The organism is Aeromonas sp. Prich7-2, assembly GCF_017939255.1.
Taxonomy (GTDB): Bacteria; Pseudomonadota; Gammaproteobacteria; order Enterobacterales; family Aeromonadaceae; genus Aeromonas; species Aeromonas caviae.
The window spans coordinates 1-23,274 of the sequence record NZ_JAGKRI010000060.1 but is presented as its reverse complement, the minus strand read 5'-3'; the positions used below and the strand labels follow the sequence as shown (position 1 = coordinate 23,274).

27 protein-coding genes and 1 pseudogene are annotated in these 23,274 nt (G+C 61.1%); 12 read left to right on the top strand and 16 right to left on the bottom strand.

The window, feature by feature from the left end; translation table 11 throughout:
* Nucleotides 1-509: hypothetical protein (locus J9892_RS11775; protein WP_210538373.1), on the top strand; the 509-nt coding region annotated here is incomplete at its 5' end.
* On the opposite strand, the gene J9892_RS11770 is transcribed toward J9892_RS11775, so the two are convergent.
* From J9892_RS11770 to J9892_RS11750, 5 genes are all read right to left on the bottom strand, one after another.
* Complete coding sequence (locus tag J9892_RS11770; RefSeq protein ID WP_201956007.1) at nt 461-1,339, bottom strand: hypothetical protein; 879 nt, start codon at nt 1,337-1,339, stop codon at nt 461-463. The two genes, J9892_RS11775 and J9892_RS11770, sit on opposite strands and share 49 nt — an antisense overlap.
* Nucleotides 1,340-1,351: 12 nt before the next feature.
* Complete coding sequence (locus J9892_RS11765) at nt 1,352-1,954, bottom strand: hypothetical protein (RefSeq protein ID WP_201956010.1); 603 nt, start codon at nt 1,952-1,954, stop codon at nt 1,352-1,354.
* Nucleotides 1,944-2,828 carry a TIGR04255 family protein gene (locus tag J9892_RS11760; protein ID WP_201956013.1) on the bottom strand — a complete coding sequence of 295 codons (885 nt, stop codon included), beginning with the start codon at nt 2,826-2,828 and terminating at the stop codon, nt 1,944-1,946. The genes J9892_RS11765 and J9892_RS11760 overlap by 11 nt, the downstream gene beginning before the upstream one ends.
* Nucleotides 2,829-3,056: 228 nt before the next feature.
* Nucleotides 3,057-3,950, bottom strand: a complete 894-nt coding sequence (locus J9892_RS11755) for a LysR family transcriptional regulator (RefSeq protein WP_210538372.1) — start codon at nt 3,948-3,950, stop codon at nt 3,057-3,059.
* A 287-nt stretch (nt 3,951-4,237) separates the two neighbouring features.
* Nucleotides 4,238-5,023, bottom strand: a complete 786-nt coding sequence (locus J9892_RS11750) for a hypothetical protein (RefSeq protein ID WP_049636726.1) — start codon at nt 5,021-5,023, stop codon at nt 4,238-4,240.
* A gap of 237 nt (nt 5,024-5,260) precedes the next feature.
* Between J9892_RS11750 and J9892_RS11745 the strand changes: the two genes are divergently transcribed.
* Nucleotides 5,261-5,602: an SH3 domain-containing protein gene (locus J9892_RS11745; protein ID WP_210538371.1), complete on the top strand. Its 342-nt coding sequence runs from the start codon at nt 5,261-5,263 to the stop codon at nt 5,600-5,602.
* Nucleotides 5,603-5,729: 127 nt separating this feature from the next.
* On the opposite strand, the gene J9892_RS11740 is transcribed toward J9892_RS11745, so the two are convergent.
* The gene (locus tag J9892_RS11740) at nt 5,730-6,095 is read right to left on the bottom strand and encodes a helix-turn-helix domain-containing protein (RefSeq protein ID WP_103244058.1); all 366 of its coding nucleotides are present in this window, start codon (nt 6,093-6,095) and stop codon (nt 5,730-5,732) included.
* 93 nt (nt 6,096-6,188) lie between these two features.
* On the opposite strand from J9892_RS11740, the gene J9892_RS11735 reads away from it, so the two are divergent.
* Complete coding sequence (locus J9892_RS11735; RefSeq protein ID WP_052814920.1) at nt 6,189-6,515, top strand: nuclear transport factor 2 family protein; 327 nt, start codon at nt 6,189-6,191, stop codon at nt 6,513-6,515.
* On the top strand, nt 6,512-7,294 hold the full coding sequence (locus J9892_RS11730) for an SDR family oxidoreductase (RefSeq protein ID WP_199767283.1): 783 nt from the start codon (nt 6,512-6,514) through the stop codon (nt 7,292-7,294). The genes J9892_RS11735 and J9892_RS11730 overlap by 4 nt, the downstream gene beginning before the upstream one ends.
* Nucleotides 7,295-7,681: 387 nt before the next feature.
* Here the strand turns inward: J9892_RS11730 and ydfZ are convergent, their stop codons facing one another.
* Nucleotides 7,682-7,879, bottom strand: a complete 198-nt coding sequence (gene ydfZ / locus J9892_RS11725) for a putative selenium delivery protein YdfZ (protein ID WP_010672483.1) — start codon at nt 7,877-7,879, stop codon at nt 7,682-7,684.
* A gap of 290 nt (nt 7,880-8,169) precedes the next feature.
* Between ydfZ and J9892_RS11720 the strand changes: the two genes are divergently transcribed.
* Entirely contained in the window at nt 8,170-8,670 is a 501-nt protein-coding gene (locus J9892_RS11720) for a DUF1993 domain-containing protein (RefSeq protein ID WP_039039533.1), read from the top strand.
* A gap of 60 nt (nt 8,671-8,730) precedes the next feature.
* Here J9892_RS11720 and J9892_RS11715 read toward each other — a convergent pair whose 3' ends face one another.
* Together J9892_RS11715 and J9892_RS11710 are read right to left on the bottom strand one after the other, a co-directional pair.
* Nucleotides 8,731-9,387 carry a DUF3313 domain-containing protein gene (locus tag J9892_RS11715; protein ID WP_210538370.1) on the bottom strand — a complete coding sequence of 219 codons (657 nt, stop codon included), beginning with the start codon at nt 9,385-9,387 and terminating at the stop codon, nt 8,731-8,733.
* 126 nt (nt 9,388-9,513) lie between these two features.
* Nucleotides 9,514-9,957: an SRPBCC family protein gene (locus J9892_RS11710; protein WP_210538369.1), complete on the bottom strand. Its 444-nt coding sequence runs from the start codon at nt 9,955-9,957 to the stop codon at nt 9,514-9,516.
* A gap of 198 nt (nt 9,958-10,155) precedes the next feature.
* Between J9892_RS11710 and J9892_RS11705 the strand changes: the two genes are divergently transcribed.
* Nucleotides 10,156-10,821 (top strand): chromophore lyase CpcT/CpeT, encoded by a 666-nt coding sequence (locus J9892_RS11705; RefSeq protein WP_210538368.1) that lies wholly within the window; start codon nt 10,156-10,158, stop codon nt 10,819-10,821.
* A gap of 53 nt (nt 10,822-10,874) precedes the next feature.
* Here J9892_RS11705 and J9892_RS11700 read toward each other — a convergent pair whose 3' ends face one another.
* The 6 genes from J9892_RS11700 to J9892_RS11675 form a co-directional block, all read right to left on the bottom strand.
* Nucleotides 10,875-11,513 carry a LysE family transporter gene (locus J9892_RS11700; RefSeq protein WP_010672488.1) on the bottom strand — a complete coding sequence of 213 codons (639 nt, stop codon included), beginning with the start codon at nt 11,511-11,513 and terminating at the stop codon, nt 10,875-10,877.
* A gap of 85 nt (nt 11,514-11,598) precedes the next feature.
* Nucleotides 11,599-12,402 carry an AraC family transcriptional regulator gene (locus J9892_RS11695; protein ID WP_201872912.1) on the bottom strand — a complete coding sequence of 268 codons (804 nt, stop codon included), beginning with the start codon at nt 12,400-12,402 and terminating at the stop codon, nt 11,599-11,601.
* 56 nt (nt 12,403-12,458) lie between these two features.
* The gene (rarD, locus tag J9892_RS11690; RefSeq protein WP_010672490.1) at nt 12,459-13,355 is read right to left on the bottom strand and encodes an EamA family transporter RarD; all 897 of its coding nucleotides are present in this window, start codon (nt 13,353-13,355) and stop codon (nt 12,459-12,461) included.
* Between the two features lie 122 nt (nt 13,356-13,477).
* Nucleotides 13,478-13,651: a hypothetical protein gene (locus tag J9892_RS11685; protein WP_010672491.1), complete on the bottom strand. Its 174-nt coding sequence runs from the start codon at nt 13,649-13,651 to the stop codon at nt 13,478-13,480.
* A 125-nt stretch (nt 13,652-13,776) separates the two neighbouring features.
* Nucleotides 13,777-15,273 (bottom strand): aldehyde dehydrogenase, encoded by a 1,497-nt coding sequence (locus J9892_RS11680; protein ID WP_039039526.1) that lies wholly within the window; start codon nt 15,271-15,273, stop codon nt 13,777-13,779.
* A gap of 250 nt (nt 15,274-15,523) precedes the next feature.
* Nucleotides 15,524-16,066: a cupin domain-containing protein gene (locus tag J9892_RS11675; RefSeq protein ID WP_010672493.1), complete on the bottom strand. Its 543-nt coding sequence runs from the start codon at nt 16,064-16,066 to the stop codon at nt 15,524-15,526.
* A 171-nt stretch (nt 16,067-16,237) separates the two neighbouring features.
* Here J9892_RS11675 and J9892_RS11670 point away from each other — a divergent pair, with 171 nt between their 5' ends.
* The 6 genes from J9892_RS11670 (at nt 16,238) to J9892_RS11645 (ending at nt 22,726) form a co-directional block, all read left to right on the top strand.
* On the top strand, nt 16,238-17,566 hold the full coding sequence (locus tag J9892_RS11670) for an aspartate aminotransferase family protein (RefSeq protein ID WP_043153563.1): 1,329 nt from the start codon (nt 16,238-16,240) through the stop codon (nt 17,564-17,566).
* Nucleotides 17,567-17,664: 98 nt separating this feature from the next.
* Nucleotides 17,665-19,161: a CoA-acylating methylmalonate-semialdehyde dehydrogenase gene (locus J9892_RS11665; RefSeq protein WP_039039524.1), complete on the top strand. Its 1,497-nt coding sequence runs from the start codon at nt 17,665-17,667 to the stop codon at nt 19,159-19,161.
* A gap of 83 nt (nt 19,162-19,244) precedes the next feature.
* Entirely contained in the window at nt 19,245-19,973 is a 729-nt protein-coding gene (locus J9892_RS11660; protein WP_042882239.1) for a glutamine amidotransferase, read from the top strand.
* A gap of 153 nt (nt 19,974-20,126) precedes the next feature.
* Nucleotides 20,127-21,098, top strand: a complete 972-nt coding sequence (locus J9892_RS11655) for a LysR substrate-binding domain-containing protein (protein ID WP_210538367.1) — start codon at nt 20,127-20,129, stop codon at nt 21,096-21,098.
* A 60-nt stretch (nt 21,099-21,158) separates the two neighbouring features.
* Entirely contained in the window at nt 21,159-21,998 is an 840-nt protein-coding gene (locus J9892_RS11650; RefSeq protein WP_041212154.1) for a PfkB family carbohydrate kinase, read from the top strand.
* A 275-nt stretch (nt 21,999-22,273) separates the two neighbouring features.
* Nucleotides 22,274-22,726, top strand: a complete 453-nt coding sequence (locus J9892_RS11645; protein WP_010672499.1) for an Rrf2 family transcriptional regulator — start codon at nt 22,274-22,276, stop codon at nt 22,724-22,726.
* A 52-nt stretch (nt 22,727-22,778) separates the two neighbouring features.
* On the opposite strand, the pseudogene J9892_RS11640 reads toward J9892_RS11645, so the two are convergent.
* A pseudogene (locus J9892_RS11640) lies at nt 22,779-23,129 on the bottom strand (4Fe-4S binding protein); the annotation flags it as partial.
* Between the last annotated feature and the right edge of the window lie 145 nt (nt 23,130-23,274).

The window sequence follows — 23,274 nt, the reverse complement described above, 5'->3', positions numbered from 1 at the left end:
TGGTGGGCATTCCCGCGGAATGCATGGTGTTTTTGCTCATGGGGGGAGCGTATCTAAGGAGCAGGATCAAGCAAGCAGGAAAGTGGGATCAAGAGACGATCGTCTCATTTTTCCTGTGTCAATACTGTTCCGGTGAATACTTACCGCCAATCCGCTGGCTTCGCCAGTCCCCTCGGGCCAGAGCCAACGTCGGACGGGCCGCCGCAGACGGCACTTTGGCCTACGCCATCCATGGCTTCGGCTTGGGTGATCCATCCGAACTTCGGGGGAGGGAACACGCTGAACCCCAAAGAAATCAACCAGCAGAGCAGGGTGTATCTCCAGTTCGGCGAGGTCGGCGCCAAGTGGCTGATGACGGCGTATGCCAGATTGGAAGTGCTCTGATCTATTCCGTCTTTTTATGCAATCAACCCGGCTTCGGCCGGGTTGGTTTTTATTTGCGCAAGCACTGGACGAATTTTCATCGCGTGGCAGGACCGATATCATCATCCCCCTGTGATAAAGAGTGATGATCCATATTTAAACGTAGGAAGTCATTTAAGAATGATACCATCGTATTATTTTCTCTATCGGCATAGATGGTACTGTTATCAGTGAATCCAGAAGATATAGATAACTCTTCAGCCATATTTTCAACCGTCTGTTGAATATTGGACATGACAGTATCATTCACATCACATCTCAAAAGAGAAAATAATTCAAAGCTATATTTTTCAGCCTCATCCAAGTTGTCAAGTCTGACATACATGGCTCTAATGTAGCTTTTGTAATCAGTATGCTCGACGCTGGCCGCTGATTCAATCTTCTCAATATGTTTTGCAAGAATAGGAGCCAGAAAGTCATTGAATTTATTGGGAAGCCCGGTCCTATAGTATCGATTTGCTCTCCATACTGGAATAGTCATGCTATATTCTTTTGATAAATCAAAGACACTAAAACTTGCATGGGACTCAATGATAGATAACAGCTCACCCTTATCTACAGTTACAATGTATTCTGAGCTGGCCTCATACCATTGTTCTCCATGTTGAAATTGAAGTTTTCTAGAGCTAATAGCAAACATATTAGCATGAAAGACTTGTTTCGGTTTGACCGGTTTGCAAACAAGCAGTTCAATTGCACTTTCTAAACCATCATTGTAGGCAGCAATATCACAATTCTGGGACAGAACGAGAAAGATAGTTGAGTCACTGATTTTCGACGCAATACCACGATGCTTAAATTTTGAGAATGAATCAGTCCAAGCAATTCTCACCTCTTTTTCTATAAGAGATGCATGAAAACATGTTGCCTGTTTTATTCCGTGTTCAAAGAGTAACTTTTGACCATTCGAATACATGTAGTCATTCCTTTACACAGACCTTGTTAGACTGAACAACGTAGTTTCATTCTTTGAATGAGATGCAGGGATTTTATTCATCTTATCAGCAAGTAGCTGTGAATGATGGAGTATTTTACTAGTATCCAACTTCTCAGAAGTTAACAAATCCAGCAATGAACTACCTTCAATAGTGAAGTTCTTGGACATGGCTCCAGGGCTATGGGGAAGCAACGGTGAAATCACCTTGATAATCTCATGTAAAGCAATCACCCTATCTCTGGTGCTAGACTTCATTGATTGAGATATTTCAGCCTCGGTTGCATATGAATGTAATGTCTGTCTTGTTACTCCAAAGATTGAGGCGATATCCTTATTTGGTAAACCCAAGGACACTTTTACAAAAGAAATAATATCTGAAATTCCCAGCAATTGTTTTTCTTTACTGGATTTTGTTCCATAAAAATTATAAGACGCCCAACGACCATTATCATAATTAGATGAATTTTGATCGTGAAGAACATCATAAGTAGTAGGGTGTGAAATAACCCCAGCATGAGTCTGAAACATGACTGCCCCAGCCATAATTACCGCACTGGCAGGGGAGTTTTTGATAGCAGAAGCACTATTCCACATTGACAACCTCCTCACCCCAAGTATCCCTTGCCTTTTCTGAAATAACATTCCAGAAAACATCGCTTGCATGTTGATATAACTCATTTGCAGCTGATTCTATCAGGGTGACTGAAAATTTTGGGCTTCCAACAAAATTATGCGAGTGATCGACATCTAATAGACCATATGTCTCAGAAGAAACAACTAGCCACTCTGATTGGCCATTAATTATTAACCCACAATTAGGATCAGGTTCAACAAGATTGTCAGGTAATATCTTGTATACTCTACCCCCATTGCATCGTAGCTCTTCGAAATTAACAACAAGAATTTGTCCGGGTTTAGTTTCGATAACCTTTAACGTAGCACCTTGCACATGGTGGGTTAGAGGGCCAACCATGTCGAGTGAAGGTGGTAACACTTCGGAACTAACAAACTCTTTTAAAGTGCATCCACCGGTTGGTGCAATAACATCAACATATCTCAAGCCAACACTTTTTAGGAGTGTCGAATTTAACCCACTAAATATGTCTAAACATCCATTTAAGACACGATGGAATTTATCATAAAAATCTTCGAAACCTTGATAGTTTGTTGTTTTAAGCACAATGGAGTCGTTAAGAATCTCAACAATATCTTGTTCACCAGCAGCCCGGAAGAGAACTCTCTTTCTTTGAACTTGATTTTGCACCATTTGCTGTCTGACCGGGTCAAAACCAACATCAACGATGTTAGCTTCACTTTCGATCTTTTCTTGGAATCCTTCGCTAATCATCCTTTCATGCAGAGCCTTCATCAGCTCATTACTGATAGGATTTAGACTTGGCGCCTCACTAAAACGCAGGTGTAAAACTGCATGCACTAGAGGGGCGTGTTTCAAAATTCTTTTGCTCATCAATGGCAACCTTACTGTTCATGCTTTACTTCATTTTACACATTTTTTTACATCAGACAGCTTACTTTCCTCAGAATCAGAACTATCAATCGTTAACTGAGTCGCAAAAAAGAAATCTAGACGCCAACCTTTCTGACGGGGCCGTAGGTTCAATTACGACTGTGCTAATCGAACCTACATGCAGGCGGGTCCCAGCAGGTACAAACCCCAGGCTCCCGCCTGTCTGGCTCACCTCGGCTGAAACGCCTTGACGAGAAATTCGATAAAGAGCCGCACGTTGCGGGACTGCTCCTTGTGGAAGGGGTAGACGGCGAACAGGGCGTGGGGGTCGGGTTGCCAGTCGGGGAGCAGTCTGACCAGGGTGCCGTCCGACAGGTCGTTCGACACGAATTCATCCGGTACCAGGATCACCCCGAGCCCCTGCACCGCCGCCTGTTTCAGGGCGATGCCGTTGTTGGCGCAGAAGCTGGCGGGGGGCAGCTCCACCGCCACGCTCTCCGCGTCCCGGGTGAAGAACCACTTGTTGGGGGAGGAGGAGAGGCTGTAGCGCAGGCAGTTGTGGGCCTTGAGATCCGCCGGGTGGGCGGGTTGGCCCGCCTCCTTCAGGTAGTCGGGGGCGCCGCAGAGCACCCGCTGCACCTCGCACAGGGGTTTGGCGCGCAGGGTGGAGTCCTCCAGGGTGCCAGCCCCCCGGATCACCACGTCCAGCCCCTGATCCACCAGATCCATGTAGGCGTCGCTCAGGATCACCTCGATGCCGATTTCCGGATAGCGGCGCTGGAACGCGCAGACAAGGGGGTTGAGGCGGATCAGCCCGTAGGACATGGGCATGCCGATCCTCAGCCTGCCCCTGGGGCTGAAGGAGGCAGCCATGATGGACTGGTCGGCGGCCTCCAGGCTGTCCAGCACGGCGCATATCTGGCCGTAATAGGCCATGCCGGCTTCGGTGACGCTCAGCCGCCGGGTGGTGCGGTTGATCAGCGCAATGCCGAGAAAGGCTTCCAGCTCGTTGATGTTCTTGCTGACCGCCGCCTGGGAGAGGAGCAGATCGTCCGCCGCTGCCCTGAAGGTGCCCATTTCCACCACCCGGCGAAAGACGTTCAGCGCCGTGATCTTGTTCATCCTGCCCCCGTTAATTCACTACTGGTAAATGATGGCGCCATCATTGCGCACTTTTATCACAATAGTGCGGTTCCCCGGGGTGTCCACCCCCCATCCCCCGCCAGACAGAGAGTTGCCCGTGGCAGACCGGCCCGGATCATGGCCCTCCGGGGCGTGGCGGGCCCGACAGAGACGCAGACGAAAGGGAGGCGATGAGCCCAGGGCTCCCCGGCCCGTGACGGCAGGCATAGCAGGCATAAAAGCAGGCGGCAGGGCCCGGGCCCCGCCGCCAGATGGCACGCACCGGCTTACTGCACTTTGCCAGGGGCGGGGGGCAGGGTGATGCCGACATCGGCCCAGGGGTTGGTGCCGAGCAACTGCGCGTGGGGCACGTCGGCCTGGTAGCGCATGGTGAACGCTCTGGGGCCGTGGGCGAAGGCTACCAGCAGCCCCTGTTTTGCATCCATCAACCCGGCGTGCATGCCGAGCCCGTGATAGCTGATCCGCACGGCCTTGTCCTCAAGGCCCACCTTGTCTATCTGGAAGCGGGCGATGCTGCCGTCTTTGAGGGTAAAGCCCCAGCGGAAGGGGCCGCCGCTGACCACCGTCATCACCTCGTCGATGTCGGTGCCGTCCTCGGCGGAGTTGACGTGCATGCGGCCATATTTGCCGAGCACGGCGCTGCGGGTGCGCTCGTCCAGCGCCATCAGGTCATAGACCTTGGGGTAGGGGCCGACGCCGGTCTCTTCGGTGGCGACGCCGCCCCCTTGCACCGCAGGCGCGCGCCCTGCGAGCCTGGCTTGCTCCAGCAGTTCTCCCTGACTCAGGTTGAAGGCCGAGATCAGGGCGCCGTGCTCCGCTTTGGTCAACGCGCGGCGGTGAGAGGCTTCAAGCAGCGGCCTGGCGGCCTCGGGAATGTCGACAGTGACCACGTTGACGCCGATGGGGTTGAGCGCGTTGTTGACCGCTTCGACCCCGGTCACGGCGGGGCGGCCATCGCTGAACTGCACCGAGACGATGTCACCGGCGAAGGTGTTGAAAGAGAAGGCCGAGGCGAGGGTGCCGGCCAGCAGCGGGATAGGGGTGAGTTTCATACAAGACTCCTCGTTAAGGTTCGAGAAGCAGTCTAGGGCGGTGATGTGTTCACTGAAATGACACTCGGATGATATGAAAATTCACTGACAGTAATGAATCGTGGGGATCAGGGTCGTCGGCCCGCCCTGGGGGAGCGTGCCCTCTGCCAGGGGGTGTGAGCCCGGTTGACGCAACGGGGCCCGGCTTGTGGTATGACTCTGGACGTTACTCATCAGAACCTGTCGGAGGACGAGACAATGCTGGCGTTGATCACCACGGCGCACCACACCTGCTACCCCAATCCCATCGCCTTTCGGGCCGGAGAGCGGGTGCGCATCGGCTACGAGGACGACGAGTTTCCGGGCTGGGTGCGCACCTTTACCGCAGACGGCAACGAGGGGTGGGCGCCCCTGTCCCTGCTGACCCCGATCGGCGCCGGGGAGGCGCAGGCGCGCCAGGACTATACCGCCCGGGAGCTGGACGTGGCGGCGGGGGAGCGGGTACGGGTGGATCGGGAGCTGGCAGGCTGGCTCTGGGTTCACAACGAAGCGGGGCAATCAGGCTGGATACCGGCAAGCTGCATCGCCTCGCCCTCATAAGGTGGCAGCGGCTCGGAGAAGGAGTAGAGCGGAGAGAGAAACCCGGCCAGCGACGGACGCGGCGGCCGGGTGAATTGTTAGGACCAGGGTGGCGGAGCCGGTTTGCGGCTGCCTGGTTGACGGATGGCTAGTCGGACGTTTCCTGCTCGGCTGCGTTTTCGGGCTGTAGCGCCTCTTTCTGCTCCGCCCATTTCAGCAGGGCGTCCAGCGCCGGGCACAGAGCCTGTCCCCAGTCGGTCAGGCGATACTCCACCTTGGGCGGCACCTGCGGGTAGACCTTGCGCACGACGATGCCGTCTGCTTCCAGCTGTCGCAACTGCTGGGCAAGCATCTTCTGGGAAATGGCCGGGATCAGCCGCTCAAAGTCCGAATAACGCTGCACCTTGCCATCAAACAGGTGGAACAGGATGACCAGCTTCCAGCGCCCTTCCAGCAATTTGAGCACCTCTTCGACACCGGTGGCCGCCGTGGACGGGGTATAGATCTTGTTCATGGGTGAGTCACTTACTTTTTTGTGCGTACTTGATTAAACGTAAGCCTATGTGGAAAGTGGCGGTACAGCAATTGTCTTTTAGCGAGGATGACGATGACGACCTTACTCTTTCCATCCATTGCCACCTATTTCGAGGTCAGCAACGGGGGGGATCCTGCCCGCCTGGCCGGATGTTTCACCGAAGATGCGTTTGTGCGGGACGAACGCCATACCCATCAGGGACATAGCGCCATCCAGTCCTGGATGGCGGGTACCCGGGCCGCCTTCGACTACTGCGTGACACCCATGAAGGTGACGCAGGACGGGGCGCGGGTGACCGTGGTTGCCAAGGTGGCGGGCAACTTCCCCGGCAGTCCTGTGATGCTTGATCACCTGTTCCTGATGTCGGGCGACGACATTCACTCTCTGGAGATACGATGATGACAATGGATTTGGCACTGCAAGGCCGGCGTGTATTGATCACCGCGGGGACCAAGGGGGTGGGCAAGGCCGTATTCACCCTGTTTCGTGACAATGGCGCCCGGGTGCTGACCACGGCGCGCAGCCGCCCGGCGGAGGTGCCGGAAGCGCAATTCGTCGCCGCCGATCTGACCAGTGTGGAAGGCTGCAATACGGTGGTGGATGCCGTCAACGCCAGGCTGGGCGGTGTGGACATCATTGTCCACGTGCTGGGGGGCTCATCGGCGCCGGGTGGCGGTTTCGCAGCGCTGGGGGAGGAGGAATGGCAGCGGGAGCTCTGCCTGAATCTGATGCCGGCGGTGCGCCTGGATCGCGCCTTGCTGCCCGCCATGCTGGTACAGGGGGAGGGGGTGATCATCCATGTCACCTCCATCCAGCGTGAGTTGCCCCTGCCTGAGTCGACCACGGCCTATGCCGCCGCCAAGGCTGCATTGTCAACCTACAGCAAGAGCCTGTCGAAAGAGGTGACGCCAAAAGGGGTGCGGGTGGTACGGGTCTCTCCCGGCTGGATAGAGACGGAGGCATCCGTTGCGCTGGCCGAGCGGCTGGCAACCCAGGCTGGCACGGACTACGAGGGAGGTAAGCAGATCATCATGGATTCCCTGGGAGGGATCCCCCTCGGTCGCCCTGCCAAACCGCAGGAGGTTGCGAATCTCATCGCCTTTCTGGCATCTCCCCTGGCCGCCTCCATCAGCGGTACCGAATATGTGATCGACGGAGGCACAGTGCCCACCGCGTAGGCGAGCATCATCTTTTCAAGCAAGTCGCAGCGATGTTGGCAGTCGCTATCAAAACGTGTTGGCGAACACCTGGACAAGGCGTTCGCCGCCCTTCCAGCCAATGGCAAGAACAAGCCCACTGCCCGCGCTGGAATCATATGCAGGCATTCACGCCGCCCTAACCGAAGCCATTGGCGATGGCGTGCTTGATCCCCATGTCACGGGCCGTGACCGGTACCCCGAGCGGCCCTTTGACGCCGAAGCAGATGGAGACATGGCTAGCTGCCATCGAGCATCAATGGGACTAGGGCAATGAGAGATGATGGAGAAACGGGGGACCAGAAACCCGGCCAGCGACATGGCGTGCGGCCGGGTGAATTGTAAAGAGTAGGGTGACGGAAAACGGGATCAGCCTAGTCTAATCAACTCGATGGGGGCGTAGCGCTCCTGGCTGTTCGTCAGCAGCACGCACTTCTCATGTTCCGCCTCATAGGGGGTCAGGTTGTCGGTGTGCGCCTCCTTGAGGGTGTCGACTGCGCCGGTGGCGGCAATCATCACCCGTTGGCCCAGGGTCAGCACATTGCGGTTTCGATCGTAGATCTTCATGGCATTCTCCTTGTGGGATGGGTGCCTCGGCCCGTGCCGGGGCAACGGGCTCCAGACTACGCCCCTCGAAAAACGAGATGCCTGTCACAGATCAAAAAAGGGGGAAAGAGGGACGCGGTGCGGCGACGGGGTATGGCGCTCTGGTCTCGCTGCCCGCCGGTGATCGCCACCGCCTGTCGCAGGGCAGGGAGGACGCCCCCGCTTTTCATCCCCTCGGGCTCGAACTGCAAGGGGGATGCGCTATAGTGGAGCCGCTCGTTTTACTGCCTTCAACCAACCGAGAGTGCATTATGAATCGTGATATCGCAGCCCAGTTCATCAAGATGCTGACCAACCTGGACCAGTGTCTGGCCAAGGCCGAGGCCCACGCCGAGGCAAAGAAATTCAACGTGGACAACTTCTTCAATGAGCGCCTCATCGTCGACATGCTGCCCCTGAGCAAGCAGGTGCTGATCTGCTGTGACAGCGCCCGCGCCGTGGTGGCCACCGCCAGCCTGAGCGAGCCGCCGGTGCTGGGGGATGATCCCAAGACCATGGCGGATCTGCGCGCCCACGTGGCCAAGACCATCGCCTACCTGCAAGGCAAGCTGGAGGCGGATTTCAGCCAGTACGCGAGCGGCCACTACTACCCCTACTGGGCCGGTGGCAAGGGGATGGACGGCCACAGCTGCGTCCACGAGTACGGCATCCCGAACTTCTACTTCCACCTCACCATGACCTATGCCCTGCTGCGCCAGGCCGGGGTGGATCTGGGCAAGCGGGATTACCTGGGTGGTCTGAACCTGCAATAAACCGCGCTTCAGCGACGACAAAGCCTGCCCCCTGGCAGGCTTTGTCGTTTTCGGCCCGGCTCAGCGCCCCAGGTTGTCGGCCAGTTGTTTGGCGCGACTTGCGGCCCACTGATCGATCATCTTCTCCATCTCCAGGGCGGTGATGGGGGAATCCTTGTGGGTGGTGTCCGGGCTCTCGCGAGCGTCCATCACCCGCACCAGCAGCTTGCCGCTCTGGGCGTCGAGCAACTGGGCCATGCTGCCCACCCTGAGCAGATAGGGCTCCTTGCCTATTACCTCGCGGGTGACGTTGATGGCGATCTTGGCGGGCAGCAGATCCCGCAGCTTGGGGTCGGGCCGGGTCAGGTCGAAGTTGGTGATGGCCGCCTGCACCCGCATCACGCCGGGACCGGGTTCGGTAGCCATCTTGACGCCCTGGCTCATCAGCTCCCGCTGGAAGGTGGCGTGGTAGTAGCGGCCTATCTCGTTCTGCTCGTTGGCGGTCAGCAGATACCACTGGCCGTTCTCCTGGCGGATGAACTGCAAGGGATCGAGCAGCACCGCGTGGTACTGGCGCAGATCCACGCCGGGCTCCTTGTAGATGCGCTGGTTGGGGTTGCTTTCACTCTGCTGGAAGGCCGTGAGCGGGATCGCCTGCAGGCTGTGGGAGACCTGGTTCTTCACGGCGCACCCGCCCAGCAGGGCGGCGGCCATGGTCATCATCAAGACTCGTTTCATGGGGGCTCCTGGCGGTGGATGGTCGCTGCACGGACGCAGCCCGCCCTGCCCACAGAGATACCTGATCAGGCCCCTCTCTCACAAGGGTATCTGTGCGGGGGCCACCGGGGGAGCCCCCGTGTCGGGTCACTCGGCGGGGATCTCGGGCTCCACCAGGGTGGCGAGCTGCATCAGGGACTCCTGCCAGCCGAGGTAGCACATCTCCACAGGGATGACCGCCGGTATACCCGCCTGTTCGATGGCGAGATCGGTGCCGCACAGCACTTGGGTGAGGGTGATGGTGACCTGCATCTCCCCCGGCAGGTTGGGGTTGTCGAAGCGGTCGGTGTAGCGGATGTGCTTGCCCGGCTCCAGCGCGAGATACTCGCCGCCGAAGGTGTGGGTGTGGCCGCTGGCGAAGTGGGTGAACGACATCCTGAACTGGCCGCCGACCCTGGCATCCAGCGCCGCCACCTTGCAGGTGAAGCCATGGGGGGGCAGCCATTTGGCCAGGGCGTCCGGCTCGATAAAGGCCTGGTATACCCGCTGTGGCGGGGCCTTGAGTACGCGATGCAGAGTGACTGTGTTCATGGGGGACTCCTCTTGGTGGCAACAGGGACGGGTCGCAGCAAGGATAGCCGTCATCCCCGTGGCCTGCGGGGGTGCGTCGCTTCCTTTCGCCTGCAGAGAGGATTTTTCGTTTTCTCTTCAAGGAGTTGATCAAGATAGAGGTTATTGTCACCGTTCGCTCATATAATCGCCGCCATGCAAGCGACTCGGAAGGATTCGATGACACAGCTGATGGCGGCCCTGCTGGGGTTGTTTTACGCCAGCCTGATCTGGGCGGCGCCCGTCCCCTTCGTGACGGCCCCCGGCCCCCATGCCACGCAGGGGAGGCTGGAGCCCCTGCTCTCCTGGTTCTCGGGGGAGTTTTCCAGCCAGGAGCAGGCCACCTTCGATGCCCGCTTCACCAGTGCCGAGCTGCGGCTGGTGGAGATCTGGCCCGGGGAGGGCCCCTTTCGCTGGGTCTATGCGGAGCAGTTTCTGACCGAGCGGGCGCAGCGGCCGTTTCGCCAGCGCATCTACCGCTTCTCCTCCCTGCCCGATGGCCGCATCCTGATGGCCGAACTGACCATGCCGAGGGCCACGGATTTTGCCGGCGCCTGGCGTCGGCCCGAGCTGCTTGACTCCCTCACCCCGCAGCAACTCTCCCTGCGCGAAGGGTGCGAGATCTGGCTGACCCGCCAGCCGAGCGGGGAGTACAAGGGACAGACCCGGGTCGGGCATTGCACCACCGATTTTGGCGGTGCCACCACCCTGGTGCAGTACCTCTGGATCGGCCCGGACAGTGTCCGGCTGCTGGACAGGGCCTATGACAACGGCGCCCATCAGCGCTGGGGCAGCCCGGGGGAGGGTTACGTCTACCTGCGCAAGGGGATGCGGCGCGGGGAGTAGTCGCGCCGTCCGTCAAGGCCCCTCCCTGCTTGCCGCCAACAAGGACGTGCCGGTCAGGCCGCTGGCCAGTGCCCCTGCAGATCCACCAGGATGGAGAGGCTGACCGCGCCAAACAGCAGGCCCGTCATCAGGTTGAGCGGGCGCTGGATGCGGCCGAGCAGGTGCTGGGCGCGGGGGGTGGAGAGGCTCCAGGCCAGGGCGCTGAACCAGACGAGGGAGAGCAGGAACAGCTCCAGGATCAGCAATCCCCGGGTCAGGCCATCCACCTGGGGCGTCACCATGGCGGCCAGCAGTCCCATGAAGAACAGCATCGCCTTGGGGTTGAGCAGATTGGTGGCCAGCCCGCTCTTCACCCCCTTGCGCCAGCCCGGCCGCTCGCCTCCGGCGCGCAGCGCCAGATCCCCGCTTCCCTGCCAGGCCGCTTTCAGCGCCCCCCAGCCCAGCCAGCCCAGATAGAGGGCACCCACCAGTTTCACGGCGAGAAAGAGCCAGGGCTGGCTTGCGATCAGCAGGCTGATGCCGGTCAGGCTCAGGGTGGCGTGGAGCAGGATGGCGAGGGCGATGCCAAGGGCCGCTCCGAGGGCGGTGGGCCTGTGCAGGCTGGTGCGCAGGATGAGTGCGAAATCCGGGCCCGGGCTCGCCAGGGCGACGAGGTGGACGAGACCCAGGGTCAGAAACAGGCTGGTGAACATAAAAGACCTCCGACAGCGGTATGGAGGTGACAGCATGGGGCAGGACGGGGGACGGGAGATTGTAAAAGATTGCAGCGGCGACGATTCAGGCGGGCAGCATCTGCTGGCGATACTCCGCCGGGGTGAGCCCGAAGGCCTGACGAAAACCGTGGTGGAAGTGGCTCTGATCGAAGAAGCCCACCGCCAGTGCCACTTCGCTCACCGGCAGACCGCTGCCGAGCAGGCGCTTGCCCTGTTCGAGGCGCAGCCGCTTGAGCCAGGCATAGGGGGTCATGCCGGTCTTCTTCTTGAACTGACGGAGGAAGGCGAAGCGATCCAGCCCGAACAGGGCGGCCAGGTCCTCCAGGGTGTGGCGCTCGTCCAGCCGGGCCAGCAGATGGTCGCGCAGGAACCTGAGCTGGGGATCCGCCAGGGCGTGGCGCTCGGGGGCGAGCCGGAACAGTTCGCCCAGCAGGGCCAGCAACTGGCTCTCCGCCAGCAGGCCGTCGGGGGAAGGGCCGTCCAGGTGCATGTGCAGGCGGGCAAAGCCCTGATAGAGGTCGGGGCGGCTCTGCAATCCCTGGTGGAAAAAGGGCTCGGGGTGCTCCGGCAGCCAGCGGGCCAGCTGCTCGGGGGCGATGGAGAAGACCCGCACCTCGTACCCTTCCGGCAGCAGGCTGAGGCCGTCGTGCATCTCGTCCGGGTTGACGGTGGAGAGTTCGCCGCGCACCAGGTGGTGGCTGTTCCCCTTGTGGATGAACTTCTGGCCGCCCCGCTGCACCAGACCGATGTGGTAGTCCAGATGCACGTGGCGGCCATAGCTGAACTCCCTGTGGTGGGAGTGGGAGAGTTCAACCCCCGGCAGCAGCCGGGATTGCCAGTAGTGGATGCGGGATTGGGGTGCGTTCATCCCCTATTGATACCCCGAAAGCGGCCCCTTGGCTTGTAGATTATTGCGCCGGCGCCTCAGCCGGCCTCCTGGCGCCGCTTGCCGCTGCGCAGGCCATCCAGGCTGAACAGCACCAGGGCGCTCCAGATGCAGCCGAAGGTGATCATCTTGTCCAGCGCCAGCGCCTCGCCATACAGGGTCACCGCCAGGATGAACATCAGGCTGGGGCCTATGTACTGGAAGAAGCCCAGGGTGGAGAGCTTGAGCCGGGTGGCCGCCGCGGTGAAGCAGAGCAGGGGGGCCGTGGTGACGGCGCCCGCGGCGATGAGCAGCAGGTTCAGGTGCCAGTCATTCTGGGTGAGGTGGCTGGTGGGGCTGTCGGCGATGCCCCACAGATAGAAGGCGGCTGGCGGCAGCATGATCAGGGTCTCGATGAGCAGGCCGGTGAGGGCGTCCAGGGCCAGCTTCTTGCGAATGAGGCCGTAGATGGCGAAGCTCGAGGCCAGCACCAGGGCTATCCAGGGCAGGGAACCGAAGGCGATGAGCTGCACGGCAACACCGACAAAGGCGAGCCCTACCGCCCACCACTGCAGGCGGCGCAGCTTCTCGCTCAGAAACACCATGCCGAGCAGCACGTTGAACAGAGGGTTGATGTAGTAGCCCAGGCTCGCATCCAGCATGTGGCCGTTGTTGATGGCCCAGATGAACAGCAGCCAGTTGCCGCCGACGGTGACGGAGGTGAAGGCCAGGGTGAGCAGCACCTTGGGCTGGCGCAGCACCGCCTGCACCTTGTGCCACTGGCGTCCGAGCAGCACCAGCACCATCAGCAGGGCGCAGGACCAGATCATGCGGTGGGTCAGGATCTCGGCGGCCGGCACGGCGGAGAGGGACTTGAAGTAGATGGGTGCCAGGCCCCAAAGGGTGTAGGCGCCGAGGGCATAGAGGACGCCCTGGCGCTGGATCTGTTGTTGCATGCGGATAACCTTCACTGGAGTGCGGATGTCGGGAAACATCGCAAAAAGTCAGTGTAGCGATCCTTTTGCAGGGAAAGAAGACAATAAATGGGTCTGACGGGATTTTAACAGCAGGAGCGACTTCAGCGACCGCCCCCGCGGCGGATCTTCTCCACGTCCATCAGCAGCCACAGCATGAGGGCGATGGCGGAGATCCAGGGGCCCCAGGTGACATAGGCTTCCCCCTGACCCAGCACGAAGAACAACAGCGGCAGTCCCACCACCAGAAACAGTACACTTCCCAGAAAAAACAGCATTTTTATCTTTAAATTTAATGGCTTGCTATTTGACGATTATATCGATTGAGCGAGGGGATAAAAGAGTAAAAATGAGAAAGGGGGATTTCTCCCCCCTGTTTTGTTGATAAGCGTCATTTATGACGTTATTCGAGCTGGATCCAGGTGCTTTTCAGCTCGGTGTACTTCTCCAGGGCGTGCAGGGACTTGTCGCGCCCGTTGCCGGACTGCTTGAAGCCGCCAAACGGCATGGTCATGTCGCCGCCATCCCAGTTGTTGACGAAGACGGTGCCGGCGCGCAGGGCGCGCGACCCTTTCACCGCCTGGTTGAGATCCGCCGTCCAGATGGCGGCCGCCAGGCCGTAGTCGGTGTCGTTGCCAAGGGCGATGGCCTCTTCCAGGGTGTCGAAGCCGGTCACCGCCAGCACGGGGCCGAAGATCTCCTCGCGGAAGATGCGCATCGTCGGGGTCACGTCGTCGAAGATGGTGGGTTCGATGTAGTAGCCGCCCTCCTCGGGCTGGGTGCGCTTGCCCCCCAGCAGCAGCTTGGCGCCCTCCTGCTGGCCGATGGCGATGTAGTTGAGGACCTGCTCCATCTGGATGTGGTCCACCATGGCACCGATGCGGGTGGTGGGGTCGAGCGGGTTGGCCGAGATCCACTCGCGGGCATGGGCCAGCAGCCGCTCCATGAACTGGGGCTTGATGCTGTTTTGCACCAGCAGGCGGGAGGCGGCGGTGCACACTTCCCCCTGGTTGTAGAAGATGGCGCCGACGGCGCTTCTGGCGGCGGCATCCAGATCCGGTGCATCCGCCAGCACGATGTTGGGGCTCTTGCCGCCGCACTCCATGAAGGCGCGCTTGAGGTTGGACTTGCCGGAGCACTGCACCAGGTGCTTGCCGATCTTGGTGGAGCCGGTGAAGGTGATGCAGTCGACGTCCATGTGCATGGCCAGCGCCTCGCCCACGGTGTGGCCGAAGCCCGGTAGCACGTTGAAGACGCCGTCGGGGATGCCCGCCTCCTTCGCCAGACCCGCGATGCGCAGGGCGGTGAGGGGGGATTTCTCGGAGGGTTTGAGGATCACCGAGTTGCCGGTGGCGAGCGCCGGGCCCAGTTTCCAGCAGGCCATCACCAGGGGGAAGTTCCAGGGCACGATGGCGGCCACGACACCGAGGGGCTCGCGGGTCACCAGGGCCAGGGCGGACTCTTCCACCGGGGCGACCTGATCGTAGATCTTGTCTATCGCCTCGGCGTTCCAGGCGATGCAGTTCGCGGCGGCGGGGGCGTCATACCCCATGGCGTCGCCGATGGGCTTGCCCATATCCAGCGACTCCAGCAGTGCCAGCTCCACCAGGTTCAGGCGCATCAGCTCGGCGAAGCGCTGCATGATGAGCTTGCGCTGCTTGGGGGAGAGGCCGCACCAGCGCTTGTCGTCGAAGGCGGCACGGGCCGCCTTGACCGCCAGCTCGGCATCGGCGGCGTCGCAGGAGGCGACCCTGGTCAGCAGTTGGCCGTTGGCCGGATTGATGCAATCGAAGGTGGCGCCGTTGACGGCATCCCGGTAGGTGCCGTCGATAAAGGCTTGCGAGGGCAGGGTCAGATGGGCGGCCTTGTGTTGCCACTGGGCCAGGGTCAGGTCACTCATGTTCACTCCTTGAACCGGCAGAAAGTCAGTCTCCGCGTATCAATATGCTAAACATCCTGCCGCTTGTAAATCCATCTTGTAACAATTCATTAAACACTGACCCCGAACAACCCGGGCCAACGGCGGGGCAAACTGGGCGCCCTGGCCTGTGGTGTCGGGGGTCGCGCGGCGGGGCGGGAGCCCGTGTCGCTGGCCTGATCCCTGGGCTGGGCAGGGGGGATCCCGGCGGGCTGTTACGGGAGAAGGCCCGTCAGAAGCTGGCGGGCGTGTTGGCCGAGATCAGCACGCACTCCTGATCCCCCACGTTGCGAAAACGGTGGGGAGTGCGGCTGTCGAAGTAGTAGCCATCCCCCGGTGCCAGCAGGTGAACCTGCTCGCCTACCGTGACTTCCACCTGACCCCGGATGACGATGCCGCACTCTTCCCCTTCGTGACTCAGCATGTCGTCACCGGTGTCGGCGCCCGGGGGCAGTATCTCCTGCATCATGCCGATGGCGCGGTTGGCGCGGCTGTGACCCACCAGACGGTAGCTGATGGGGTGGGTGCCGAGATCCGGCATGTCGTCCGCACGGAAGATCACCTCGGAATCCATCTCCGTCTCGTCGGTGAAGAAGCTGGCCAATGACATGGGGATGCCTTCCAGCACCTTGCGCAGGGAGGCCACCGAGGGGCTCACCTGATTTTTCTCGATCTGGGAGATAAAGCCGTTGGTCACACCGGAGCGTTTTGCCAGCTCGCGCTGGGAGAGGGCCGCCTTGGTGCGAACCGCCTTGAGGCGGTGACCGATATCCATCGATAGACACTCCTTGACTGTTTACTATTATTAAAATTGTGTTAAATATCTTATACCACCCCTGAGGGGTGACACCAAGCCGGGCGATAAAAGCCCTTTTTTATGGATTCAGGTGTTTAATTTAATAGGCATGAGCCGGGTGTTACTAAACGCCTTAAGGATGAGGTGACCATGAAACCTGTCAGCGACATCAATACCCCCGACATGTCCGCATTCTGGATGCCGTTCACCGCCAACCAGCAGTTCAAGGCGGCGCCGCGCATCCTGAAGTCGGCAGAGGGGATGTATTATCACTCAGAGGATGGCCGCAAGATACTGGATGGCACTGCCGGACTCTGGTGTTGCAACGCAGGCCATGGTCGGCGCGAGATCGCCGAGGCGGTCTCCCAGCAGATCTCCCACCTCGATTTTGCCCCCACCTTCCAGATGGGCCACCCCCTGCCGTTCGAGCTGGCCAACCAGCTGGTGGAGATCGCCCCCAAGGGATTCGGTCACGTCTTCTATACCAACTCCGGATCGGAGTCCGTGGACACCGCGCTCAAGATTGCGCTGGCCTGGCAGCGGGCTCGCGGCCAGGGGACCCGTACCCGGCTCATCGGCCGCGAGCGCGGCTACCACGGGGTGGGTTTTGGCGGCATCTCGGTGGGGGGCATTCCCGGCAACCGCAAGTGGTTCGGCTCCCTGCTGACCGGGGTGGATCATCTGCCCCACACCCTCAACATAGGGAAAAATGCGTTCACCAAGGGATTGCCAGCAGAAGACCTCACCCTGGCCGATGAACTGGAGAAGATTGTTTTCCTGCACGACGCCAGCAACATCGCGGCGGTCATCGTCGAGCCCATCGCCGGCAGCACCGGGGTCATCATGCCCCCCAAGGGCTATCTCAAGCGGCTGCGGGAGATCTGTACCAAACACGGCATCCTGCTGATTTTTGACGAGGTGATCACCGGTTTCGGCCGCCTCGGCTCCCCCTTCGCCGCCCAGGAGTTCGACGTCATCCCCGACATGATCACCTGCGCCAAGGGGCTCACCAACGGTGCCATCCCCATGGGGGCCGTGCTGGTGCAAAACCATATCTATGACGACATGATGGCGGCGGGCAAGGGGGCCATCGAGCTGTTCCACGGCTACACCTACTCCGGCCACCCGGTGGCGGCGGCGGCGGGTCTGGCCACCCTCGAGATCTACCGGAGCGAAAATCTGCTGACCCGGGCAGCCGAGCTGGCGGGCTACTGGGAGGAGGCTGCCCATTCCCTCAAGGGCTGCAAGCACGTGAAGGACGTGCGCAACTACGGCCTGGTGGCGGGCATCGAACTCGAATCCATGCCGGATGCACCGGGCAAGCGGGCCTACGAGGTGTTCGTGCGCTGTTTCGAGAAGGGGGCGCTTATCCGGGTGACCGGCGACATCATCGCCCTGTCGCCTCCCCTCATCATCGAGCGCAGCCAGATCGACGATCTCTTCACCCTGCTGCAGGACGCCCTGCAGGCCCAGGACTGACCCCCACATCACACAGGATGGCGCTCGTCCCGGGCGTCATCCCCCTGTGCTGCCCCGGCGCGGCGAGGGGAGGACGGATGACCCATCACGGAGGATTTATGAGTTACAGGATCGACAACTTCATCGACGGCGAGACGACCGAGAGTCGCAGCGAGCGTTTCGGTGCCATCTTCAATCCGGCCACCGGCCAGCAGCAGGGCTCCGTCGTTCTCAGCACGGCCGATGAGTGTGCCGAGGCGATTGCCTGCGCCGAGCGCGCCTTTGGGGAGTGGTCCCAGACCCCGCCGCTGGTGCGGGCCCGGGTGCTGTTTCGCTTCAAGGAGCTGATGGAGCAGCACAGGGACGAGCTGGCCCAGCTCATCAGCCGCGAGCACGGCAAGGTCTTCTCCGACGCCCAGGGGGAGCTGACCCGGGGGCTGGAGGTGGTGGAGTTTGCCTGCGGCATTCCCCACCTGCTCAAGGGGGAGCACTCTCTCAACGTGGGCCGCGGGGTGGACAGTCACTCCATGATGCAGCCGGTGGGGGTCTGCGCCGGCATCACCCCGTTCAACTTCCCTGCCATGGTGCCGCTCTGGATGTTCCCGGTGGCCCTGGCCTGCGGCAACACCTTTATCCTCAAGCCCTCGGAGAAGGATCCGTCCCTCTCTCTGCGCATGGCCGAACTGCTCAAGCAGGCGGGCCTGCCGGACGGGGTGCTCAACGTGGTCAACGGCGACAAGGAGGTGGTGGACGTGCTGCTGACCGACCCGAGGGTCGGTGCCGTGTCGTTTGTCGGCTCCACCCCCATCGCCCAGTACATCTATGCCACCGCCTCGGCCCACGGCAAGCGGGTGCAGGCCCTGGGCGGCGCCAAGAACCACATGGTGGTCATGCCGGATGCCAATCTGGATCAGGCGGTTTCCGCCCTGATGGGGGCCGCCTATGGCGCGGCGGGCGAGCGTTGTATGGCGATCTCGGTGGCCGTGGTGGTGGGTGACGAGACCGCCGATGCCCTGGTGGCGAAGCTCTCGCCCCTGGTGGCGGCCCTGCGGGTCGGCCCCGGTCTCGGTCAGAGTCCGGAGAACGAGATGGGGCCCCTCATCAGCCGGGAACACCTGGCCAAGGTGCGCGGCTACGTGGATCAGGGGGTGGCCGAGGGGGCCGAGCTGGTGGTGGATGGCCGGGGCCTGAGCCATGGCGAGGGCTACTTCATCGGGGGCAGCCTGTTCGATCGGGTCGGCCCCGAGATGCGCATCTACCGGGAGGAGATCTTCGGCCCCGTACTCGCCATCGTGCGGGCCCCGGACTACGAGACGGCCCTGCGCCTCATCAACGAACATGAGTACGGCAACGGCACCGCCATCTTCACCGGTGACGGAGATACCGCAAGGGACTTCACCACGCGGGTTCAGGTCGGTATGGTAGGGGTGAACGTTCCCATTCCGGTGCCCATGGCGTTTCACAGCTTCGGTGGCTGGAAACGGTCCATCTTCGGGCCGCTCAACATGCACGGGCCGGATGGGGTGCGCTTCTACACCCGGATGAAGACGGTGACCGCCCGCTGGCCCCAGAGCCTGCGCGCCGGCGCCGAGTTCTCCATGCCGACCATGAAGTGAGCCACCGGCTCGCTGCCATGGCTTTAATCTCTTGCCCCCGCAGGCCGCCGGTTTGCGGGGGCGCTTCTGTCAAGGAGTAACAGATGCGACTGGGTATTCTCGATTGTGACCGGCTGGACCCCGATTTGGTGGGGGATTTTGGTCCCGTTTACTCCGAGATGTTTATCAAGGGTTTCCGGGCGTTGGCCCCCGAGCTGGAATTTCGGGTCTGGTCCGCCCTCGACGGCGATCTGCCCCCGGATCTGACCGAATGCGATGCCTGGCTCATCACCGGCTCGCGTCACGATGCCTACAGTGACATCCCCTGGATCCTGGCGCTGCGCGACTGGATCCGCCGGGCCCACGATGCCAACGTCAAGCTGGCCGGGGTCTGCTTCGGCCATCAGGTGATCGCCCAGGCGCTGGGAGGGGAGGTGATGAAGTCCACCAAGGGGTGGGGGCTGGGGGTGTCGGTCCATGCCATGCAGACGACAAAACCCTGGATGGCGCCGGGTCTGGACACCATCCGCATCCTGGCAAGCCACCAGGATCAGGTGGAGCAGCTTCCGCCGGGGGCGACCCTGCTTGCGGGCAACGACTTCTGCCCCAACTTCATGTTCCTGCAGGGGGATCACATCGTCGCCATCCAGGGGCACCCGGAATTCTCGGTGGCGTACAACCGGGCCCTGATCGAGCGGCGACGGGACAGGCTGCCCGATGCACATTACCAGAGCAGTCTCTCTTCCCTGGAAGGGGAGGTGGATTCCGCCACCATGATGCAGTGGCTGCTGCAGTTCCTCGGCATCCTGCCGATCGGGGCCGACGTGCGCTGAACCCCGTTTGTCATATCCACCGCGCTGATGCTAGATTTTGTAGCAAAATGAAGGATCAAGCGGCGATATGCCCAGTCCGGATGATACACTGGCCGCCATTTTTGGCGGCCTGGTCCATCGACGAGCGCCGCGTCAGTCTGTGAGGGGGCAACCTTGAAACTACAGCAGTTGAAGTATCTGATCGCGGTGCGGGACCACAATCTCAACGTCTCCGTTGCCTCCGATGCGCTCTATACCAGCCAGCCTGGGGTGAGCAAGCAGATCGGCTTGCTGGAGAGCGAGCTGGGGGTGCGCATCTTCGAGCGCCGCGGCAAGCACCTGCACCGGATCACCCCGGTGGGGGAGGAGATCATCAAGTGTGCCGAGGCCATGCTCAATATCGAGAGCAAGATCAAGGCCATCTCCCGGGAATACCTGGATCCGACCGTGGGCACCCTCAACATCCACACCACCCACACCATCGCCCGCTACCTGCTGCCGAAAAGCGTCACCTACTTCACCAAAAAGTACCCCAAGATCTCGTTCCACCTGCATCCTGTGATGTCCGCCACCAAGGAGCAGATCAGCAAGGGATACTCGGATTTTTCCATCGTGGCCCACGAGATAGGCTTCGACAAGGAGCTGATCGCGCTGCCCGCCTACCTCTGGACCCTCTCCCTGGTGGTGCCCCAGGAGCACCCCCTGGCCAAGGTGAAGAAGCCGACCCTGGAGCAGCTCTGCCAGTATCCCATCCTGAGCTACGAGAGCGGCGCCACCGGGCGTCAGGTGCAGGACAAGGTGTTCCAGGCGGCCGGCCTCACCCCCAACTACTACATGACGGTGATGGATGCCGGCGTCATCAAGCGCTACGTGGAGCTAGGCTTTGGCATCGGCATCATCTCCTCCCTGGTTGCCAACGATAGCGATGCCCCCAGCCTCGTGGCCATCAATCTGGAGCACCTGTTCGAGCCCTGCCCAGCCCAGATCTGCTTCAGCAAGAGCATCCTCTTGCAGAACTACATGTATGACTTCATCAGCTCCTTCTCCCCCCATCTCACCAAGGAGATGATCCAAAACGTGATGCAGCAGCCGACCCAGGCGCGCATCGACGAGCTGCTGTCAGGGGTGGAGCTGCCCGTCTACTGATCCCGCTTCCGTTTCTGTGCCGGCACCCCGGGGTGCCGGCCTCCTCCCGCCGAGGTTTCCATGTCCCGCATCCTGCTGCTCGCCAATCTCAACTGTGATCATGTGCTCTCCCTGGCCGAACCCCTGGTGGCGGGGGCGCGGCTGCAATACGTGGATCAGGGGCGCAGGCTCGGCGGCGGCGCCGCCAATACCGGCATCGGATTGGTGTGGGCGGGGCACGAGGTGATCATCGCCTCCCGGGTCGGGCTGGACGACACCGGTGACTGGCTGCTGGAGCAGGCTGCCTCATATGGCCTGGATTGCAGCCATGTGGAACGCTTTGGTGGCGAGACCGGCGAGCTGCTGGTGCTGGTGGACGCCACCGGTGAGCGCACCATCCTCAGGCGCCCACGTCGTCCGGATCTGCCGGGGGATCTGCCGACCGAAGGGGTGGACTGCCTCTATGTGAACTATCCGGGCACCGCCATCGTGGGCTACATGCGCCAGATGCTCGCCAAGAGTTTCGTGGTGGCCCAGTATCCCAAGGGGGGGCAGGCCCGCCGCCCCTGCCACGTGCTGGTGGCCTCCCGCTCCGATCTCGGCGAGGTGAGCGACCCCTGGCAGCATGCCCGCCAGCTCGCGGGGGAGCAGCTTGAATGGCTGGTGCTGACCGAGGGCAAGGCGGGCGCCGTGGCCATTCACGGGGAGGAGCAGGTCAGGGTGGCGGCGCGACCGGTCTCCGTGGTGGATACCACGGGGGCAGGGGATGCCTTCGCGGGCGGTCTCATCCACGGTCTTGCGCGGGGCATGGCCATGGCCGATGCGCTGCAGTGCGCCGTGGACTGGGGCGCCTTCGCGGTGGCCTCAGAGAGCTCCATCCCCTCCCAGGCGCTGCGCAACTGGCTGAAGCAGCCCCACTGAACTCGCCGGACAACGGTTCCGGCGATGGCAGAGGAGGTGGGGGTTTGTCGACGGAAACCGCCAAAACCCCTCGCTGAGGCGGCAAGTTTGCGATCAATCAAAGAAAGTGTCGATTTATGTACATCTTCGTCGACACCCGCCCGGGCTGCTCTTACCCTTGTGACTTCACGACTCGGTCGAAGAAGCCCATCCCGTGCGCACGCATGTGCAGACCCCCTCTTTGGCCACCGGCTGTCGTCCTGATTTCTGGCTTGTAGTAAGAGGCAAGTGCGACCATGCAACTGACACGATTTACCGACTACGCCCTGCGTACCCTGACCTTCCTGGCCATCCAGCCCGGTGATCGCCTGTCGACCATCACGGAAGTGGCCGACACCTTCGCCATCTCCCGCAATCACGTGGTCAAGATAGTGCATCAGCTCGGCATCAAGGGTTACATCGAGACGGTGCGTGGCAAGCATGGGGGCATCCGCCTCGGCCGTGCCGCCGTCTCCATCAACCTGCGCGATGTGGTGATGGACATGGAGCACGTGCTCTGCCCGGTGGACTGCAAGCGCGAAAACTGCCGTCTCTCCGGGGGCTGCCGCATCCAGGGCATTCTGCGCCGCGCCATGCACGCCTTCCTGGAGGTGCTGGGGGAGTACACTTTGGCGGATGCGGTGCGGGATCCCACTCGTCTGTGCCACCTTCTCGGCATAGAGCAGGATAATATCCTGACCATGGCATGATGCCACGGTGAATGACAGAGGGGCCTGCGGGCCCCTCTGTCATTGCCAGCGGTCAGAGCTGGGGCACAAGGGTGATGGCTCCGTGCAGGCAGGCGAGGCCGCAAGCGCCGCAGCCATCGCAGGCGGCCATGTTGACGGTCACTCCCTCGCTGCCGACCTTGATCGCCTGCTGGGGGCAGGCATCTTCACACAGCAGGCAGTAGTAGCCCTGACGGGCCTGGCAGCTCGCCTCTATCCTGACCCGGGTCTGCACCTGGCGGCCGAGGCAGAGATCCAGTGCGCCCGTGGGGCAGGCTCTGGCGCAGCTGCCGCAATAGCTGCACTGGCCACAGGCGAGATCCAGCACTGGGGTACCGGCGATGGGACTGCCGTCATATTCGGGGCGATCGGCGGGCTTGATGAGCAATGCTGTTCACTTAAGCGGAGCCGCATTGCGATTTACCGGAAAACGGGTCTTTGATATCTTCACCGCCCTGGGTCTCGATGGCCTGGGGCGTTTTTCTATGAACATGACGCCTATGCAGCCCCGCAACTCCGCCAACCTCCGT